This window comes from Flavobacteriales bacterium (assembly GCA_016704485.1).
GTDB lineage: Bacteria > Bacteroidota > Bacteroidia > Flavobacteriales_F > PHOS-HE28 > PHOS-HE28.
Window position 1 is genome coordinate 510,237 of the sequence record JADJAA010000002.1, and the last position, 17,171, is coordinate 527,407.

Annotated in this window: 20 protein-coding genes; 12 read left to right on the plus strand and 8 right to left on the minus strand. The window is 49.4% G+C overall.

Features of this window, described 5'->3' with window-relative positions; genetic code table 11:
* Positions 1–3: 3 nt before the first annotated feature.
* The gene (locus tag IPF95_13275; protein MBK6475654.1) at positions 4–705 is read right to left on the minus strand and encodes a tetratricopeptide repeat protein; all 702 of its coding nucleotides are present in this window, start codon (positions 703–705) and stop codon (positions 4–6) included.
* A gap of 201 nt (positions 706–906) precedes the next feature.
* Between IPF95_13275 and IPF95_13280 the strand changes: the two genes are divergently transcribed.
* Positions 907–2,040, plus strand: coding sequence for a DNA replication/repair protein RecF (locus IPF95_13280; GenBank protein MBK6475655.1), 1,134 nt, complete (start codon positions 907–909; stop codon positions 2,038–2,040).
* Positions 2,012–2,302 carry a DUF721 domain-containing protein gene (locus IPF95_13285; GenBank protein ID MBK6475656.1) on the plus strand — a complete coding sequence of 97 codons (291 nt, stop codon included), beginning with the start codon at positions 2,012–2,014 and terminating at the stop codon, positions 2,300–2,302. Before IPF95_13280 ends, IPF95_13285 begins: the two co-directional genes overlap by 29 nt.
* A gap of 35 nt (positions 2,303–2,337) precedes the next feature.
* Here the strand turns inward: IPF95_13285 and IPF95_13290 are convergent, their stop codons facing one another.
* The gene (locus IPF95_13290) at positions 2,338–2,754 is read right to left on the minus strand and encodes a nucleoside-diphosphate kinase (GenBank protein MBK6475657.1); all 417 of its coding nucleotides are present in this window, start codon (positions 2,752–2,754) and stop codon (positions 2,338–2,340) included.
* A 135-nt stretch (positions 2,755–2,889) separates the two neighbouring features.
* On the opposite strand from IPF95_13290, the gene IPF95_13295 reads away from it, so the two are divergent.
* Genes IPF95_13295 through IPF95_13315 form a run of 5 tightly spaced genes read left to right on the plus strand, consistent with a single transcriptional unit; the run spans position 2,890 to position 6,896 of the window.
* Complete coding sequence (locus IPF95_13295; GenBank protein ID MBK6475658.1) at positions 2,890–3,786, plus strand: hypothetical protein; 897 nt, start codon at positions 2,890–2,892, stop codon at positions 3,784–3,786.
* Between the two features lie 23 nt (positions 3,787–3,809).
* Positions 3,810–4,421: a hypothetical protein gene (locus IPF95_13300; protein ID MBK6475659.1), complete on the plus strand. Its 612-nt coding sequence runs from the start codon at positions 3,810–3,812 to the stop codon at positions 4,419–4,421.
* A gap of 53 nt (positions 4,422–4,474) precedes the next feature.
* Entirely contained in the window at positions 4,475–5,500 is a 1,026-nt protein-coding gene (locus tag IPF95_13305) for a bifunctional oligoribonuclease/PAP phosphatase NrnA (protein MBK6475660.1), read from the plus strand.
* Positions 5,497–6,024 (plus strand): FKBP-type peptidyl-prolyl cis-trans isomerase, encoded by a 528-nt coding sequence (locus IPF95_13310; GenBank protein MBK6475661.1) that lies wholly within the window; start codon positions 5,497–5,499, stop codon positions 6,022–6,024. Before IPF95_13305 ends, IPF95_13310 begins: the two co-directional genes overlap by 4 nt.
* Entirely contained in the window at positions 6,021–6,896 is an 876-nt protein-coding gene (locus IPF95_13315; GenBank protein MBK6475662.1) for an FKBP-type peptidyl-prolyl cis-trans isomerase, read from the plus strand. The genes IPF95_13310 and IPF95_13315 overlap by 4 nt, the downstream gene beginning before the upstream one ends.
* Before the next feature lie 30 nt (positions 6,897–6,926).
* On the opposite strand, the gene IPF95_13320 is transcribed toward IPF95_13315, so the two are convergent.
* From IPF95_13320 to dnaA, 3 genes are all read right to left on the minus strand, one after another.
* On the minus strand, positions 6,927–7,640 hold the full coding sequence (locus tag IPF95_13320) for an SAM-dependent methyltransferase (protein MBK6475663.1): 714 nt from the start codon (positions 7,638–7,640) through the stop codon (positions 6,927–6,929).
* Positions 7,637–8,104, minus strand: coding sequence for a low molecular weight phosphotyrosine protein phosphatase (locus tag IPF95_13325; protein MBK6475664.1), 468 nt, complete (start codon positions 8,102–8,104; stop codon positions 7,637–7,639). The genes IPF95_13320 and IPF95_13325 overlap by 4 nt, the downstream gene beginning before the upstream one ends.
* A 67-nt stretch (positions 8,105–8,171) precedes the next feature.
* Entirely contained in the window at positions 8,172–9,602 is a 1,431-nt protein-coding gene (gene dnaA / locus IPF95_13330; GenBank protein MBK6475665.1) for a chromosomal replication initiator protein DnaA, read from the minus strand.
* A 412-nt stretch (positions 9,603–10,014) separates the two neighbouring features.
* Here dnaA and IPF95_13335 point away from each other — a divergent pair, with 412 nt between their 5' ends.
* Positions 10,015–10,428: an acyl-CoA thioesterase gene (locus tag IPF95_13335; protein ID MBK6475666.1), complete on the plus strand. Its 414-nt coding sequence runs from the start codon at positions 10,015–10,017 to the stop codon at positions 10,426–10,428.
* A 5-nt stretch (positions 10,429–10,433) separates the two neighbouring features.
* Here the strand turns inward: IPF95_13335 and IPF95_13340 are convergent, their stop codons facing one another.
* From IPF95_13340 to ribD, 3 genes are read right to left on the minus strand one after another with little or no spacing between them, the layout of a single operon-like run.
* Positions 10,434–11,042 (minus strand): YigZ family protein, encoded by a 609-nt coding sequence (locus tag IPF95_13340; protein MBK6475667.1) that lies wholly within the window; start codon positions 11,040–11,042, stop codon positions 10,434–10,436.
* Between the two features lie 2 nt (positions 11,043–11,044).
* Positions 11,045–11,887, minus strand: coding sequence for a DMT family transporter (locus IPF95_13345; protein ID MBK6475668.1), 843 nt, complete (start codon positions 11,885–11,887; stop codon positions 11,045–11,047).
* A complete protein-coding gene (ribD, locus tag IPF95_13350; protein MBK6475669.1) occupies positions 11,875–12,942 on the minus strand; it encodes a bifunctional diaminohydroxyphosphoribosylaminopyrimidine deaminase/5-amino-6-(5-phosphoribosylamino)uracil reductase RibD in 1,068 nt (355 codons plus the stop codon). Before ribD ends, IPF95_13345 begins: the two co-directional genes overlap by 13 nt.
* 251 nt (positions 12,943–13,193) lie before the next feature.
* On the opposite strand from ribD, the gene prmC reads away from it, so the two are divergent.
* From prmC to IPF95_13370, 4 genes are read left to right on the plus strand one after another with little or no spacing between them, the layout of a single operon-like run.
* Positions 13,194–13,913: a peptide chain release factor N(5)-glutamine methyltransferase gene (gene prmC, locus IPF95_13355; GenBank protein ID MBK6475670.1), complete on the plus strand. Its 720-nt coding sequence runs from the start codon at positions 13,194–13,196 to the stop codon at positions 13,911–13,913.
* A complete protein-coding gene (locus IPF95_13360; protein ID MBK6475671.1) occupies positions 13,910–14,578 on the plus strand; it encodes a hypothetical protein in 669 nt (222 codons plus the stop codon). The genes prmC and IPF95_13360 overlap by 4 nt, the downstream gene beginning before the upstream one ends.
* Positions 14,568–16,589, plus strand: coding sequence for an NAD-dependent DNA ligase LigA (ligA, locus tag IPF95_13365; protein MBK6475672.1), 2,022 nt, complete (start codon positions 14,568–14,570; stop codon positions 16,587–16,589). The genes IPF95_13360 and ligA overlap by 11 nt, the downstream gene beginning before the upstream one ends.
* Positions 16,586–17,158, plus strand: a complete 573-nt coding sequence (locus IPF95_13370) for a hypothetical protein (protein ID MBK6475673.1) — start codon at positions 16,586–16,588, stop codon at positions 17,156–17,158. Before ligA ends, IPF95_13370 begins: the two co-directional genes overlap by 4 nt.
* Positions 17,159–17,171 lie beyond the last annotated feature (13 nt).

Genomic DNA, 17,171 nt, shown 5'->3' on the forward strand with positions numbered 1-17,171 from the left:
GGACTATCCGCCCATTGCCTCCGCGCGCCCAGCATACTTTTTCGCTTGGTTAGCATCCGGGCTATTCGGAAACTCAGTTGCTACGCGATTGAAGGCTTTCGCTGCACCAGCCCAATTCCCGGCCTGTTGGTGCAGGATCCCTGCTTTCATAAGGTACATCGGAGTAGTGAATTCGTTGCGAACCATGCTGGCAGCCTTTTCGAATTCCTTCACGGCTTCATCGGTCCGGTCCAATTCAACCAATGCATCTCCAACATTGCCAACGGCCATTACACGAAGCACATCATCATCCAGATCGGCCTTTTTGTAGTGGTCGATGGCAAGTTCATAATCACCCTTTTTCATGTAGATCGCACCCAGGTAATAGTTGGCCAAATTGCCAGTTGGTGTGCTGGAATACTGATCGGCGATCGAAATGAAGCCAGGCCACTCGGTATCGCCGTTCAATGCGCGGTCAAGAGAGTCGATCTCAAAGTAATATTCCGCTTTCCACATCAATTCCGCTGCTTCTTTTGCCTTAGGTCCAGAAACGAAATTCTTATAGAGAAGAGCGCCACCAACTATCGCCAAAAGAGCGACAACGCCGATCAGGATCGCCTGTTTGTTCTTTTCCAGGAATAACTCGGTACGTGTATAGACTTCTCCAAGGTCAACGTCTTGCTCAGTTCCCTTAGGCTTGTCTTGTGAAGTGATCTTATTGCTCATGTAGGTTAGCCGATGTTCACGGCCGGTATTTTTGCTAACGAGGCGCGAAAATAGGCGTTTTCCCGATCCCTGCATGTCTTGGATCGTAGGCAGTTGTGCTCATATGATCGTTCGATCTTGACCGGCGCGGGTTTGGACCAGAAAGAACCATTGAAAATTCCTGCTCAAATGGTCTGTGCTAGGCTCCTACCTTTGTGATCCATGGATTTCCATCTCGGCCGCTTGCATATTCTGAATTTCCGCAATCATCGGGATGCTGAGCTGGAGCTGGGTCCTCAGGTGAACTGTTTGGTTGGCTCAAATGGTACCGGTAAGACCAACTTATTGGATACGGTGCATTACCTCTCGCTGACCAAGAGCTACTTCGATCCCATCGATGTGCACAATATCCAGCACGGTGAGGATCAGTTCATGGTTCAGGGGACACTGCACACTGCAAATGGGGAGGATACCTTATTGTGCAGTGTGCGTAGAGGCCATCGAAAGGTATTCAACCGAAATCGAAAGGAATATCCACGGTTGGCCAATCACATTGGGCGCTATCCCGTGGTGATGGTAACACCGTATGACGGGCAATTGGTGCTGGATGGGTCGGAGGTCCGGCGAAAGTTCATCGATGGGCTTATTGCGCAATTCGACAAGAATTATTTGGATTCCTTGATCAGGTATAACCGTGCCCTGTTGCAGCGGAACGCCATGTTGAAGCAATTCGCGATGGATGGGCGAGGATCAATGGAAATGCTTGAACCGTGGGACGAACAATTGGTGAACCATGGAACGCTGGTCTTTGAAGTGCGCCGGGCATTCATGAAAGAGATGGTACCGTTGCTGGAAAGTCATTACCACGGCATCAGTTCTGGCCCCGAAAAGGTGGCCCTTACATACCGCTCAGCGCTGTTGGAGACGTCGATGCGTGAATTATTGCACAATTCCTTACAGAAGGATCGGGCTGCGCAATACACTACGGTTGGTATTCATCGGGACGAACTGCTCTTTACGATCAATGACCAACCCTTGAAACGATACGGTTCTCAAGGTCAACAAAAAACCTATTTGATCGCATTGAAATTGGCCCAGTTCGATCTTACACAAGCGCGATCAGGACTCAGGCCCATTTTACTGCTTGATGATATCTTCGACAAGATCGATCCGCAACGCATGCGCCATTTGCTGAAATTATTGAGTGATCGCAAGTTCGGGCAGGTCTTGATCACCGATACCGATGCATCGCGCTTGCATACCGCGTTGGACGGGTTGGATCTGGACGTACGTTTCTTCCACCTTGCACACGATATACCCATCAGAAGTGAAAAAGTCGAACGAACAGTCGCTTAGTCAGGTCTTCGACCATTTGATCGATGCATATGGTATGCGCGAAAAAATGGACGAATTGGACATAACCTCTGCATGGGATGATGTTGCCGGCCCCATGATCGCGCGGCACACAGTAACAATTCGTCTGCGTAAAGGTCGCCTCGTGGTTAAGGTGGACTCAGCTCCGCTACGGCAAGAGCTTACCTACATGCGTGTAACGTTACAGGAGATCCTGAACCGAAGAGCTGGAAGAAAGGTCGTGGAAGAAATAATCCTGGAATAGACCAGTGCCGCGGCCGGATAAGCCGCAGATGCGCTTTAGTACCGCTCCCTTCCGCTAAAGAAGAAATTTCCTTCAATGACAGCATTTTGATCGCTGTCACTACCATGCACGGCGTTCTTCGCTTTGCTTTCCGCGAAACGCTTGCGCAGTGTTCCTTCCGCTGCTTCCGCTGGGTCCGTAGCTCCGATCAACGTACGGAAATCAGAGACCGCGTTGTTCTTCTCAAGGATCGCAGCTACGATAGGACCGCAGGCCATATAGTCAACAAGCTCACCGTAGAACGGGCGCTCTTTATGTACTTCGTAGAAAATACCTGCCTCGTCTTTGCTCAATCGCGTGTATTTCAAGGCGATGACCTTAAAGCCCTTGCTAGTGATCATATCGATGATCTTGCCAGTGTTTCCGGCTGCAACTGCTTCCGGCTTGATCATCGTAAAAGTTCTATTGCTCATGGGGGGTGTTGAAAAGAAGGCGCAAAAGTAATCGGTCAGATGAAAGATATGAGGTCTGAAACATTATTCCTTTGTTGTATGTAAAACACTTTTGCGGCCGATCTCCGGTCTCAGGTGTTTCTTGCCCTTAAGAACATGATCATCCGTAAGCTACTTTTTGCATCCTTCATTTTCACGTTACTGTCCTGTGGTAATGATAGTGCTGTGACTGAAAAAGCGACCGACCTTGTCATCGGCGATAATGGTTCGGCCCAAACAACTTCGGTGATCTATCAAATGCCTACGCCGAATGAATTGTTCGTTCTCGTGGAGAACTTGGGTGCGAAACAGACCAAAGCCTCATTAAATCCAACATCCAACGTATCGAGATACGCGAGTTTGAAGGCACGGGCAGTGAACTTTGGTATATATAGTTCTGACCTGGTTTACGCCAGTGTTCATGATCAGCGTGTTGAGATCGCACGGTATTATCTCGCTACGAAGAAATTAGCGGATGGTCTCGGTATCTCCAATGCATTCAGTGATATGGAGTTCGTGCGATTGGAACGGAACATAACCAAAGGCAATGCTGATTCGTTGGAGATCATAAGTACAGAAGCCTACATCAAGGCATACGAGAAATTGCAAGCGGAGAGCATGGGGCCGACTCTGGCACTTGTTGTTGCAGGTGGTTGGGTCGAGAGCATGTATTTGGTCATGGAGAATATGGATCCAGCTGCACCTGACGCGAAATTGATGAAACGCATAGCCGAACAAAAATCAAATCTGGAGAACCTGATCGAGCTTATGGGAGTGCAAAGTGCCGATCCTGAAGTTGCTTCGCTCGCAAAGAGCTTGTCTGGAATACGTGACATCTATGATCAGGTCAATGTCACGCGCAGCGTACATAAAGGAGAGTCTTCATCCGGAAGGATGGTGCTTGGGGATGAGATCACATTGGACCTTACCATTGACAAATATCTTGAACTGTCAAAAGCGATCGGAGAATTACGCACTGAATTGATCAAACCTGAAGACCAACCGAATATCTGACCCTAATGACCATGAAGAACGTAATGTCCAGATCACTACTTACCGGCTTGATCCTCGTGCTCCTTGACCATGGGGCCTTTGCACAGACCCAATGCCCGGATTTTCACAGGTTCAATTGCCAAGGTTCAAGTGATAAGCGGTTTTCGCAGAATGGTCAAAGCAAAAGCGCCAATGTTAAAGTCGGCACAGAAACTGAGTTGAACATCATTATTTATGGAGGTCAGGACTACCACATCTCGCTTTGTCATGATGAAAAAGTGCTTGGGGAGAACCTAGCGATCCGCTTGGTGGAAAAAGTACGCATGCCGGTTGAGTCGGTGGAGGAAGTGAACAGTAAAGAACCAGTTCTGGATGAAAACGGTAACAAGACCGGCACCACACAGGAAGTTACAACAAAGATCACGAAGAAGCTGTTTGAGGAAGTAGAGAAAGTGATCTGGGACAATACGGAACACGAAATGGCCCAATCGCTTGATTTTTCGTGTACTTCAACGAAAAGGATCGCTATTGAAGTGATCGCAGCAGGTGCGGAATCAACTGGGAAGAATACCAAAGGAGAGCAGTTCGATATTGGTTGCGTTGGTATTCTGATACAGCATATGGCCACACCTGAAGTTGGGTTCGAGGCGCCATGATAAGGTAAGTTAAGGAATAAGACCAATGTCATGGGCGGCTACCTTTGCCGCCCATGTCTATTCTTACCGCAGCCGATCCACGCGTTGTTCAATTGAAGGAATTGCTGGCTGGAAGCAAGCGTATTGCAATTGTTGGCCATTACAACCCGGATGGTGATGCCATTGGTTCCACACTTGGTCTTGCCCTGGTTCTCAAGGCAGCGGGGCATACGGTACAGGTAGTAATGCCGAATCCTGCTGGGGCCTTTTTATCGCGTTTGACCGGTTATTCCGAGATCGTGTGTTTTACGGAACGCCCTGCCGCTGCACTTGATGCGATCAAGAAGTGTGATGTCCTTTTTTGCTTGGATTTCAATCGTTCCAAACGCACGGGTGGGTTGGAGGAAGTAGTTGCTGCAGCGCCTGTCCGGGTGTTGATCGACCACCATCAGGATCCGGAAAAATTCTCTCCCGTTATGTTCTCCGATACCAGTGCATGCTCTACATGCCAAATGGTATATGATATCGTCAATGCATTGGGTCTTTCGGAATTGATCACGCAGGACGTGGCAACATGTCTTTATACGGGCTTGGTAACGGATACCGGTTCATTCCGGTTCCGGAGTACAACGGCTCACACCATGAAAGTTGGAGCAGCGTTGATCGAGAAAGGAGTGGATATTGAAGCAGTTCACAGTTCCATTTCGGATGATAATACGGAAGACCGCCTGCGTTTGCTTGGCTTAACCTTAAGTGAGCGCATGCAGGTGTTACCGGAATATTCCACAGTGATCATATCGCTTTCAAAAGAAGATCTGAAACGCTACAACTTCAAACAAGGCGATACGGAAGGATTCGTGAATTATGGTCTGAGCATTCGTGGGATCCGTCTCTCTGCTTTTTTTGTTGAAAGACCTGATATGGTGAAGATCAGTCTTCGTTCCAAGAACAATTTGTTCGTGGACAAGTTCTTGGGCGAGAATTTCCAAGGCGGTGGACATCGAAATGCCGCAGGTGGTCAGGATGAAGGTCCATTGCAAAGCACTGTCGACCGTTTCAAAGCATTGCTTCCAGGACTTATTAATGAATTCCCAGCATGAAGATCTGGCTCATCTCAATTTTCGTTCTGGCCATGGGGTGTGGCGGTGGAAGTATTCCTTCGGAAGTTGATCAACATCCGATGCCGGATCAAGAAGCATTGATCAAATACAACCAGAATGCAGTTCGCCAAGAGAATCAGGACATTGATGACTACGCAGAACAACATGGTCTGAAGGTCTCTAAGACAGGCCGAGGGCTTCAATATTGCCTATTGCGGAATGTCGAAGGACCAAATGCTGTAGCCGATCAATGGGCCACCGTGAATTACCGCGTGGAATTGTTGAATGGTGATACGGCCTACGCCACCAAGTCTGGAGAACCCGAGTCGTTCTTGGTTGAAATGGACGATGTTGAGAGCGGCCTTCATGAAGCAATTCAATTAATGTCTCCGGGAGATAGCGCCGTGGTGCTTATACCATCATACCGTGCACATGGCTTGATCGGAGACCAGGACCGGATCCCGATGCGGAGCTCATTGGTCTACCATATTGGTTTGCTGAAGCTGAGTGACAATAAGCGATGAAGAAGTGGTTCTGCGTAGGAGTGATCGCTGTCCTTTTGGTCGGTTGTAGATCCTCGCCATATGACGGATTCAAGAACGTCGGTGACGATATCCATATCAAATTGCACAAGCTGGGTGATGGTTCTAGCCGCACCTTGGATCAGGATAGTGTGAAGCTTAGGATCCGCGCATCACGCCTTGGAGAAGAGCCGGGAAGTTTCTTGAGTACGGAGAGCTGGTACGCAGGAAAGGACATCCGGACAAAAGCAATGGCCAAGATATTGGACCGCATGAACGAGGGCGATAGCCTTAGTGTGATCACGTTAGGAAGTGCGTTGCCATGGAATGTGATCATAGAACAGCCAACGGACGCGTTAACCGATACAACGCATATTCGAATGGAGGTCACTGTAGTGGAAATACTTACCCCCGCAATGATCAGATCAGCCTTGGAGAACCTCCGCAGATCTGATCCGGACGGCTATGAAATGAAGCTCATCGATGCTTACAAAAAGCTCGAGCCGAGAGAATGGGTACGCTGGGGAACCAGTGAGATATTCTATGTGATCGATGGTGAGATCAAGAATGACATTACAGTTGTTAAAGGTGATGGTGTCACGATCTCATACAAAGGCGTTTGTATTGAGAATGGGAAGGTTTTTGACGATACGGATAGGAATGGAGAGCCATTGAGTTTCCGATTCGGTGATAAGGATCAGGTCGTTTCCGGCCTTGAAGTAGCAATAGCTTTATTGCGCGAAGGTCAAGAGGGTAGCTTCCTCCTTCCATCTTCATATGCCTTCGGTACGAAAGGAATTCCTGGAGTTCTGGAACCTAATATGCCGGTCAAATACACAGTGAAGTTGGTTCGCGTGGTTCGAAGTCCGGTGTAATACGAAGTGGAATAAGTTGTCTCAATTAGTTCAGGCCCATCTACCAAGAATGAGTACGGCAGGCCTTTTGCCCACGGGTTCTTTGTGCAACCGCCATTGCTTTACCGGTCTGGTGATCACGGAGCCATTTGGTTGCGTAATATCAGCTGCAATACACAGAAGTGTTTCAGGTTTACACGTTTGAAGCAGGTCGGCTAGCAAGGCATCATTTCGATATGGCGTTTCGATCATAAGCTGTGCTGCACCTGTACGTTCAACTTCGCCTTCCAACCGCTTTATCATTTGTTTCCGCTCTTCGGTGGACCTAGGCAAATAGCCAACGAACGTGAAATGTTGTCCGTTCAGACCGGATGCGGCCAGTGCAAGAAAAAGTGAACTTGGCCCGGTCAACGGATGAACATGAATGCCATTGGTATGCGCCATTTGCACCAACAATGCACCAGGGTCTGCGATCCCGGGCATACCTGCTTCACTGATTATTGCGCCGTCCTTACCGTTCGCAAGTTCGGCTAATAGTGTGCGTGCTTCTGCTGGTGTGGTGTCCTTATCCAAGCGGTGCATTAATAATGAAGCCATATCGATATCGGGCACCATACGGCGAAGCATTTTCCGCGCGGTCTTTTCGTGTTCACAGAAATAGAGTGTAATGCGCGCTGCAAGAGCAATGTTCTCCGGAGGTAATTGCTCTATGCCGCCATGCTCGCCTAGCCAGACCGGCATCAAGTACAGATCTCCGTTCTTCATGGTGTTAGTTGTTTTACCAAGTTTCCGCAAGCAAGGGTAAGCATTTCGTATACCTCTTCGAAACCCTCATCGCCGCCATAATACGGGTCCGGAACTTCGCGAAGTGGGTGGTCCGGCGCAAGGTCCATGATCAGTCGTGCCTTCTGCGCAAGCTCTGGCGTTGCTACAATTGCGCGCATATTGTTCAAGTTACTTGCGTCCATTGCAAAAAGTAGATCGAATTCCTCGAAGTCGATTGGTCGGATCTGCCTACCGCGCAGGTCGCTGATGTCAATGCCATGGTTCCGCATCGCAGATCGCGCACGATCATCCGGCTTGTGGTCGATGTGGTAGTCGCTGGTGGCTGCGGAATCGGTAACTACATTCAGGCTTTCTTTCCGGATCATCGCGCGAAGAATTCCTTCCGCCATGGGCGATCTGCAAATATTTCCAAGACATACCATTAGGATCTTTTTGGGTTGCATGGTGCGAAGGTGCGAAAAAGAGAAAGCCTCCGGAAGGGGAGGCTTTCAAATTCGATCAAGTTATCGATCAGTGTATGCTCAGTTTCTTTTCAAGGTCTTCCAAATATCCCCTGAACTGCTTATCTGTTTCCTGTAGGTTGTTCACGGTCCGGCATGCATGGAGCACAGTTGCGTGATCCTTGCCACCGCAATGTGCACCGATGTTCGCTAGTGAACTCTTGGTCATTTTCTTAGCGAAGTACATTGCGATCTGACGTGCTTGTACCACCTCGCGTTTCCGGGTCTTGCTCTTCAGAAGTTCGATCGGAAGGTCGAAGTAATCACAAACAACTTTCTGGATGTAATCGATGGACACTTCACGTGCCGTGTTCTTAACGAACTTATCGATCATCTGTTTCGCAAGATCCAGCGTAACTGCTTTCTTGTTCAACGAGCTCTGCGCGATCAAGCTGATCATGGCACCCTCCAGTTCACGGATGTTCGTGGTGATGCTATACGCCAAGTATTCCACCACCTCCTTCGGTAGGTCAATACCTTCTGCATACATCTTATTCTCAAGGATGGCGATCCGCGTTTCCAGACCGGGTGTCTGAAGGTCAGCGCTCAACCCCCACTTGAAGCGGGATAGCAAGCGTTGCTCCATTCCCGCCATTTCGACCGGTGCCTTATCACTCGTGATCACCAATTGCTTACCAGCCTGATGCAGCGCATTGAACACGTGGAAGAAGACGTCCTGTGTTTTTTCTTTTCCCGCAAGGAATTGCACATCGTCTATCAAGAGTACGTCCATCATTTGATAGAACTGCGTAAAGTCTCCGACCGTGTTGTTCTTCACCGCCTCAATGAATTGCTGCGTGAATTTTTCAGCGGATACATAAAGAATGGTTTTCTCCGGATGGTTCTTCTTGATCTCAATTCCGATGGCATGCGCAAGATGAGTTTTGCCTAAGCCGACCCCACCATAAACAAGCAATGGATTGAAGGCAGTGCCGCCTGGCTTTTGAGCCACAGCATAACCCGCACTGCGTGCCAATCGATTACAATCTCCTTCGATGAAAGAATCGAAGGAGTAGTTGGGATTCAAATGACTTTCAACCTTGATCTTTCGTAATCCTGGAATGATGAATGGATTCTTGATGGGGCTGTTCGCCACATCCACCGGCAATGAAACAGGTGAATTCTTTACCTGCCTCGCATTACTGGTCGGTACACGTACCGTATATGGGTTGGCACTTTGGAAACCGTTCTCCATGATGATGGAGTATTCCAAACGCCCTTCTGTCCCAAGTTCTTTTTTAATGATCTTTTTGAGTAGCCCGATGTAATGCTCTTCGAGCCACTCATAGAAAAACTGCGACGGTACTTGAATTGTCAAAACATGCTCTTGAAGTTTCAAAGCTTGGATCGGTTCAAACCAGGTCTTAAAACTTTGTTGACTCACATTGTCTTTGATAACATCCAAACAACGTCCCCAGATCTTCTCGTGGTCTTTCTTCATTGAATGTTCAGAGAGTTAGGGATTGGGTTGGTGAGTGGTTGATCGTTACGAACATGTTGGTTGAAGAACATCTTCGTGTAACGGGTCGCAAATATGGATCGAAGAAAGTGAAAAAAAAAAGTAGAAATGTGTTGGGCGCATTAAAAATTTTACATGCACTTCTCCCAGAACCGATCGCTGTCGGATAAATGGATGAACCGCACCCAACAACGTATGGCAGATCCGGGCAGATAGAATTGGCCGCGAATGATCCGGTAGGATCGTAAGCCTCAGAAAAGTATGGCGAGAATACGCTCATTGGAACCGGAAAGAGAAGCAGACAACATTAGGATGCGAACAAGGTACATCAAGGAATGACGCGGTGCAAGGGGCACCACTTGGAATGTGACCAATGAGGCTAACTTTCGCCACAATGTACAGTCAGAGAACATCGTTCAGGGTGAGATATGGTGAAACCGACCAGATGGGTTATGTCTATTATGGTGACTATGCGGAGTACTTCGAGGTAGGTAGGGTAGAGGCATTGCGAAGCATCGGCTTCCCGTATCGCAGATTGGAAGATGAAGGGATGATGCTCCCTGTGCGTGACATGCACGTAACCTATCATTTACCTGCTCGGTATGACGATCTGATCACTGTGTTCACGTACATTGATGTGTTACCAAGTGTGCGTTTTGCATTTCGCTACGAGGTAAAGAATGAAAAAGGTGAGTTGTTGACCGAGGCCACGACGACGTTGGTCTTTGTTGAAAAAGGAACGATGAAACCTTGCCGTGCACCACAGCAATTGATAGATGCTTTAGCTCCTTACTTCGAAAAGAAATAGGTGCATTATGGATCGGTCCGCGTGAAGGTCGCGTCACTGAGTGCCCATTTTTCCATGAATGGATCCACGGCACTTTTCGGAAGGGCAATGCGTGCTACGCACTTTTCCGTGAACGCAGTTTCAAGGATCCGGCCATCCGAATTCAGAACCTCTTGCTTGATCGCATCGTAGTCCGAATAGTTGCAGACAACTTGGATCGTGTCTCTAACAATGCGTTCAACAATGGATGCACTCTCCAATGCCAAGCGAGCACTTTCTCCATAGGCTTGTACAAGCCCACCTTTGCCTAATAGCGTGCCCCCGAAATAACGGACCACTGCAACTGCGCAATAGGTAAGGTCATTCCCTTGAATGTATCGGAGTATTGGTTTGCCGGCGGTACCATTTGGTTCGCCGTCATCATTCGCTCGTGTGTGTTCGCCATTATCACCAAGCACCCAGCCGTAACAAACATGACGTGACGCGGGGTGTTGTTTTGCGATCAACAATGCACGCTCCTTGAACTGCTCTTCATCCGCAATTGGAAATGCAAAGGCAATGAACTTGCTCCCTTTTTCACGATAGATCCCTTCACTATCTCCTGCAACGGTCCTGAAAATATCGGAGGTCTCCATGTTCACTTGGTCACCAATAAAGCAAGTGCAATAACGGCAACAGCGATACCAATGAATTGCGGTCTGCTTGGGCGGTCGCGGAATATGAGGTACGAACCTATTGTGCCGAGAAGGATCACACCGATACTCAGCAATGGAAACACCGTACTGGCCGGGAGTCCACTATGCGCTAGGGCCTGTAGGATGAATAATAAGGCGAAGAAATTAATGACACCCAGAACGATCCCGCCGATCCAGACCTTAGGGTCTTTGAAGGCTGCGAACATTTTGTTGCGCCAAATAAATAGCAATGCGATACCTCCGGCCCATATGAAACACATCGTTGGGAACACACCTTCCGTTGCCGGTGTCAGGTGCATTCGCTGCACGGCGTTCAAGGAGATATCGATGGATGCAGTTCCGAAAAAAAGTAAAAGGGGTAGCTTCCAGTTCCGCGCTTCAGCACCCTTGCCCATGGCCGAAAGTGGCACAGCCACCAATGCACACACGATCCCGATCCACGCCAATATCGTTGGTCGTTCATTGTATATAAGGACAGTGAACAGGACCGTGATCACCAAACTGAGTTTGCTCGCCACCGTGCTGGCAGCCACACCAGCGCGTTGTGTAGAAAGTGCAGTCAGATAGAATACGCCGATGAACAATGTCCCTACACCGGCACTTGGTAACCATAGCTTCGAAAGATCGCCTGCAAGCCAAGGTTGAGAGTACAATGCTCCGAACAGAAATGCTACGAAATAGTTCAACGTAATAACCGGCAGAATAGGAATGTTACGCTTATCGAAAATGCGGAACAACAAAAAGATCGCTGCGCCGGAAATTGCGGAAAGCGTTACCAGAACCATTGCACAAGCGGGTTGATCCCGAGTAAGGAAGGTGAACGTGGGTTGATGTGGAAGGTTATCGTGTCCTCTTCGATCGCTAGTGTCCGCGTTGCTGACGCATACAGCATTGGGGCCGGTGTTCCTTTCCCGAATAGTGGCTTTCCGTAGATCACTCGGGCTTCATCCCAATGATCCTTTTCGATGAAATGGTTCAGTAATTCGGCACCGCCTTCAACGAGGATCGATCTGATCGACCGTTCATGTGCAGCTTTGAATATGCATTCGATCGGGTCGTCATTAATACCGATCAACTCTTGTTCAATATCAATATCAATATCATCTCGCCGTTCACGTGTGAAAAGGATCGACGGTGTACTCCTATCATAGACTTTGGAAAGTGCTGGTGTGTTCCCTTGTCGATCAAGGATCAATCGGATCGGAGACGGGCCATGGACCAACCGGGTTGTCAGCTGTGGATCGTCGTTCAGAACCGTGCGACTTCCGACCAAGATCGCTTGTTCCTGACTACGCCAAGTGTGGACCAGCGCGTTTGATGCAGCACCACTGATGCGCTGAACAGTTCGGTCATTTCGGGGATGTTGGTCCAAAAAGCCATCCGCAGAACGGGCCCATTTCAGAATAACGTACGGCCTGTTGTGTTCCACAGAAGTAAGGAAGCGACGTTGATACCAGTGACACTGCGCTTCATTGATCGGTCCGGTCACCTCAATTCCTGCGTCCTTCATGCGCTGGATACCGGTGCCTGAAACCGCAGGAAAAGGATCTTGCTGACCGATCACAACGTGCCTTACACCACGCGCAATGATCAGGTCTGCGCAAGGTGGAGTTTTGCCATGGTGTGCGCACGGTTCGAGATTCACGTATAGGATCGCATCAGGTGGAATCGGGCTTTGACCAAAGGCATTCAAGCATTCTACCTCAGCATGCGGACCTCCGAATGATCTATGCCATCCTTCTGCAAGCAGTTGATCTCCCTGCACCAGCACGCAGCCCACCATCGGATTGGACCCTACTGCTCCGATCCCGCGGGTCGCGAGGTCCAAGCAACGTTGCATCCAATGATCGTGATCTGGCATATTTGCCGCAAAGGTGATCGATCAACTTGGAATCACGTCGTGCAACACCTCGTGGACCTGCGTAAATGTGATTGATGGGTTACTTTCGCCTCGTGCTTAAAAGTGGGGAAATAGTGCATAGCATCTTGGGTCGATATCGGGAAGCGTTATTGCCAATCCATGGTGCCACGGAGTCTCGGGCAATTTCGAGAGAAGTTTTCCGTCATAAATATGGATGGGATGCGTATCAAATGGAACAACATTCATTGGATCTACTTACTGATGACCAGAAGAACGATCTTGAAGCAACGCTGGGCAGATTGGTGAGAGGCGAACCACTACAATATGTATTGGGCAATGCGTTGTTCATGGGCTTGGAGCTCTTTGTGGGCCCGGGTGTACTTATCCCAAGGCCGGAGACGGAAGAATTGGTGGAACGCATTGTTTCCAACGGATCAGTTCCGAAACGCATTGTTGATATTGGGACGGGAAGTGGCTGCATCGCCTTAGCGCTGAAACAAGCTTTTCCGGATTCGAGCGTTATCGGATTGGATGTGTCAATTCAAGCGCTGGCGATCGCGGAACGTAATGCCATTTCAACAAAGTTGGATGTGCAATTCGTAAATGCGGATGTATTAGCTGACTCTTTCGCAATTCCACATGGAACTGACCTGATCGTGAGCAATCCACCATATATACGGCGAACAGAAGAGCTTTCTCTAGCGACCCACGTTCGGGAGCACGAGCCCGGGTTGGCTTTGTTCGTGGAGGATGGTGACCCCTTACTATTCTACCGACGGATCGCTGAACAAGCCAAGGTCGCATTAATTCCTGGCGGCGCTATCTGGTTCGAAGGACATCAAATTTTCGCAACGGATGTGGGTGTAATGCTTGGCGATATGGGCTATCGGTCGGTGAACATTGCACAGGATCTGAGTGGGAATCCACGTTTCATTAGTGCTATTCGATGAAAGGGGCGTTGGCCATAGCGCTGATGTTGTTTTCTGCTGGGTTGGTCTCGGCACGCGCAGAAGCAGATTCAACAGCCAAGGTCAAAGCCGAATTCCGCGTACTCTTCAACTTCGATTTCCGCCGCACCTTCGTCAATGCTGACCCTGTTTCATTCTATGGTTTCCGACTGGGCGCACAACGGAAAAAGGACATAATCGCTGTTGGATTCTATGGATTGGGTAACCCCTACATACAGGAGAATGTGGATCTTGGGAGCTTGGGTTCAAGGGAACTTCGGACCAATTTCGATTTTACCACCTTGGCTTATGAGCGGGTCCTTTTGGAGACGGAACGATGGACCATTGGTCTTCCGCTTTCCGTTGGTCTTGGTACGTACCGCACAAGCTATCGCGACAGCACAGATCGGTTCCGACCCTATTCCACGAATGAACTGGTACCGCTGGAAGCGTCCATACACGTGGATTACAATGTTTTTTGGTGGATCTTTGTTGGAGTTGGCGGCGGCTATAGGCACGTGCTGGCAGCGGATCGGAATACCACGATAACACTGAGCGATATGAACTACTATGCCAAAGCCGGCCTACGCGTGGGAGCTATGGTGGAACGGGCCAGAAAGGAGATCCGTAGAGCACGTCGACAAGAGCGTAAAGGCCATGGAGAATAGTGCGGCGAAGCTTCGGATGGATGAACTCGGCAAAGTGCTGGAGCATCATAACTATTTGTACTACGTGAACGCTTCACCGGAGATCTCGGATCAAGAGTTCGATGGCCTCTTGAAGGAATTGAATGATCTGGAAACGACCTACCCGGAACTAGCGGATCCGAATAGTCCCACGCAGCGGGTTGGAGGTGATATCACCAAGAATTTCCCGTCAGCGACCCATAAGTGGCCGATGCTTTCTCTGAGCAATTCCTATAGCCGGGAAGAAGTCGCCGAATTCGTTGCGCGCGTGGATAAGGAAGTTGGTAAGGCTACCTACGTCATGGAGTTGAAGTATGACGGAGTGGCCATCAGCCTTACGTATACCAATGGCCGGTTGGTCCGCGGAGTAACACGCGGGGATGGAACGAAAGGCGAGGAGGTAACTGCTAACGTTCGCACGGTGCATGCCATTCCGATGCGCCTTCGCGGTGAGGGTTGGCCAATGGAATTCGAAGTGCGAGGAGAGATCGTTCTGTTGCGCGAACAATTCGAGAGGTTGAATGCACAGCGCTCAGCGGCAGGAGAGGAATTGTATGCCAATCCACGGAACACGGCAGCAGGCTCCCTGAAACTCCAGGATCCGAAGGAGGTTGCGCGACGAGGCTTGAACAACTTCATTCACGGTATGCAAGGTGATGATCTGCCTACACGATCACACTACGATAATCTGGTCAATGCTGGTAAATGGGGGTTTCACGTACCTGATCCGGAACGGCGCTTCATAGAACGGGCCACGGACCTTGAAGGGATCATGGCATTCATTGATCATTGGGATACGCATCGTCATGGCTTGGAAGTTGAAACGGACGGCGTCGTAATTAAAGTAGATGATATCGCGGTACAGGAGGAATTGGGGAGTACGGCAAAAAGTCCGCGCTGGGCGATCGCGTATAAATTTCAAGCCGAGCAAGCATTGACCAGGCTCAACAACGTGGTCTACCAAGTCGGTCGTACGGGGGCCATAACGCCGGTCGCGGAGCTGGATCCAGTGCAATTAGCGGGAACTACAGTAAAGCGTGCATCGATCCACAATGCTGATCAGATCGCGAAGTTGGACCTCCACATTGGCGATATGGTCCAAGTGGAAAAGGGAGGCGAGATCATACCCAAGATCACAGGTGTGGATCTAACACAACGGCCTGCTGATGCACCAACTGTGAGGTTCCCGGATGGGTGTCCCGAATGCAATACGCCGTTGATCCGGTTGGAAGGAGAGGTGCAGCATTACTGCCCGAATGAACATTTGTGCCCACCGCAGATCACTGGACGGATCCAACATTTCGTAGGGCGTAAGGCCATGGATATGGACGGCCTCGGTGGCGAAACGGTCGAAGAACTCTTCAGAGCAGGATTGGTGAATAACATTGCTGACCTCTACAGTCTAAAGAAGGATCAACTTGTAGCACTTGGAAAAGGGTGGGGTGAAAAAAGTGCCGATCAGGTCATGAAGGGAATAGAGGCAAGCAAGAAAGTCCCGTTCGAGCGCGTGCTATTTGCGATAGGGATCAGGCATGTGGGCGAAACAGTGGCCAAGAAGATCGCCCGGTCCGTAGGTAGTATGGAACGATTGGTAGATCTGGATCAGCAGGCACTTGTGGGCATGGAAGAAGTAGGTCCGGTCATCGCGGAGAGCATTGTGGATTTCTTTGCTGTACAAGGGAATCGGGACGTTCTGCAACAACTAAAGGACCATGGCGTGCGCATGGAATTGGACCCCTCTGAAATAACGTTGGTCGGAGATAAGCTTAAAGATAAGACCTTCGTGGTCTCCGGAGTGTTCCGGAACTACACGCGAGATAGCATCAAAGAAGCGATAGAACATAACGGTGGCAAGGTCTCTGGGTCCATATCCAGCAAGACCAGTTATGTACTGGCAGGAGCGGATATGGGGCCGGCAAAGCGCACCAAAGCTGAGCAATTGAAGGTGCAGGTCATTGATGAGGACGAATTCGATCGGATGATCCACCCATGAAATTGTTCGACCGTTTCAAAGAGTGGATGGGCATCCGGCGTTTGCTGCGTGATCTGCCGCAGGGTAGAAAGCCGCTGCCACGTAACCTCAGTGCAGCGCGTAAGGTGGCCATCGTTTACGTGATCGAAGATGAAGCAGCGCACAACCAAGTGCGTAACTATGTGAAGCGGATCAAGGAGGATATTGGCATTACGCATATCATGGCGATCGGTTTTGTGGATAGTAAGATCCAGCCTCATTACCTGCACGCCAAGTTGAACTTCGACTCGTTCACACTAAAAGACCTGAATTGGTACCGCATTCCACATGGTAACACCGTAGAGAATTTCATGGCCGAGGAATATGATGTGATCATTGACCTCACCTTGGAGGACCGCTTACCGATACAATACATCATGGCCAAGAGCCGCGCACGTTTCAAGGTTGGGCGGCTGAGTGATAGCAACAAGCGGATCCTGGATATGATGATCGATATGGCTGGTGGTCAAAGCTTACCGCAACTGATCCAACAAGTACACCGGTATTTGCTCATGATCAACTCCGAGCAAGCATCCTATTCCAATTCATAAAACGCAATTCACA

Bases quoted from the DNA above. Each gene is read 5' to 3' on its own strand.
- IPF95_13325 (MBK6475664.1), bottom strand. From the start codon at position 8,104: ATGCAACCCAAAAAGATCCTAATGGTATGTCTTGGAAATATTTGCAGA.
- prmC (MBK6475670.1), top strand. From the start codon at position 13,194: ATGGAACAACATTCATTGGATCTACTTACTGATGACCAGAAGAACGAT.
- IPF95_13320 (MBK6475663.1), bottom strand. From the start codon at position 7,640: ATGAAGAACGGAGATCTGTACTTGATGCCGGTCTGGCTAGGCGAGCAT.
- IPF95_13300 (MBK6475659.1), top strand. From the start codon at position 3,810: ATGTCCAGATCACTACTTACCGGCTTGATCCTCGTGCTCCTTGACCAT.
- IPF95_13310 (MBK6475661.1), top strand. From the start codon at position 5,497: ATGAAGATCTGGCTCATCTCAATTTTCGTTCTGGCCATGGGGTGTGGC.
- IPF95_13335 (MBK6475666.1), top strand. From the start codon at position 10,015: ATGTACAGTCAGAGAACATCGTTCAGGGTGAGATATGGTGAAACCGAC.
- IPF95_13315 (MBK6475662.1), top strand. From the start codon at position 6,021: ATGAAGAAGTGGTTCTGCGTAGGAGTGATCGCTGTCCTTTTGGTCGGT.
- ribD (MBK6475669.1), bottom strand. From the start codon at position 12,942: ATGCAACGTTGCTTGGACCTCGCGACCCGCGGGATCGGAGCAGTAGGG.
- IPF95_13275 (MBK6475654.1), bottom strand. From the start codon at position 705: ATGAGCAATAAGATCACTTCACAAGACAAGCCTAAGGGAACTGAGCAA.
- IPF95_13305 (MBK6475660.1), top strand. From the start codon at position 4,475: ATGTCTATTCTTACCGCAGCCGATCCACGCGTTGTTCAATTGAAGGAA.
- IPF95_13290 (MBK6475657.1), bottom strand. From the start codon at position 2,754: ATGAGCAATAGAACTTTTACGATGATCAAGCCGGAAGCAGTTGCAGCC.
- IPF95_13360 (MBK6475671.1), top strand. From the start codon at position 13,910: ATGAAAGGGGCGTTGGCCATAGCGCTGATGTTGTTTTCTGCTGGGTTG.
- IPF95_13280 (MBK6475655.1), top strand. From the start codon at position 907: ATGGATTTCCATCTCGGCCGCTTGCATATTCTGAATTTCCGCAATCAT.
- IPF95_13295 (MBK6475658.1), top strand. From the start codon at position 2,890: ATGATCATCCGTAAGCTACTTTTTGCATCCTTCATTTTCACGTTACTG.
- dnaA (MBK6475665.1), bottom strand. From the start codon at position 9,602: ATGAAGAAAGACCACGAGAAGATCTGGGGACGTTGTTTGGATGTTATC.
- IPF95_13370 (MBK6475673.1), top strand. From the start codon at position 16,586: ATGAAATTGTTCGACCGTTTCAAAGAGTGGATGGGCATCCGGCGTTTG.
- ligA (MBK6475672.1), top strand. From the start codon at position 14,568: ATGGAGAATAGTGCGGCGAAGCTTCGGATGGATGAACTCGGCAAAGTG.
- IPF95_13345 (MBK6475668.1), bottom strand. From the start codon at position 11,887: ATGGTTCTGGTAACGCTTTCCGCAATTTCCGGCGCAGCGATCTTTTTG.
- IPF95_13340 (MBK6475667.1), bottom strand. From the start codon at position 11,042: ATGGAGACCTCCGATATTTTCAGGACCGTTGCAGGAGATAGTGAAGGG.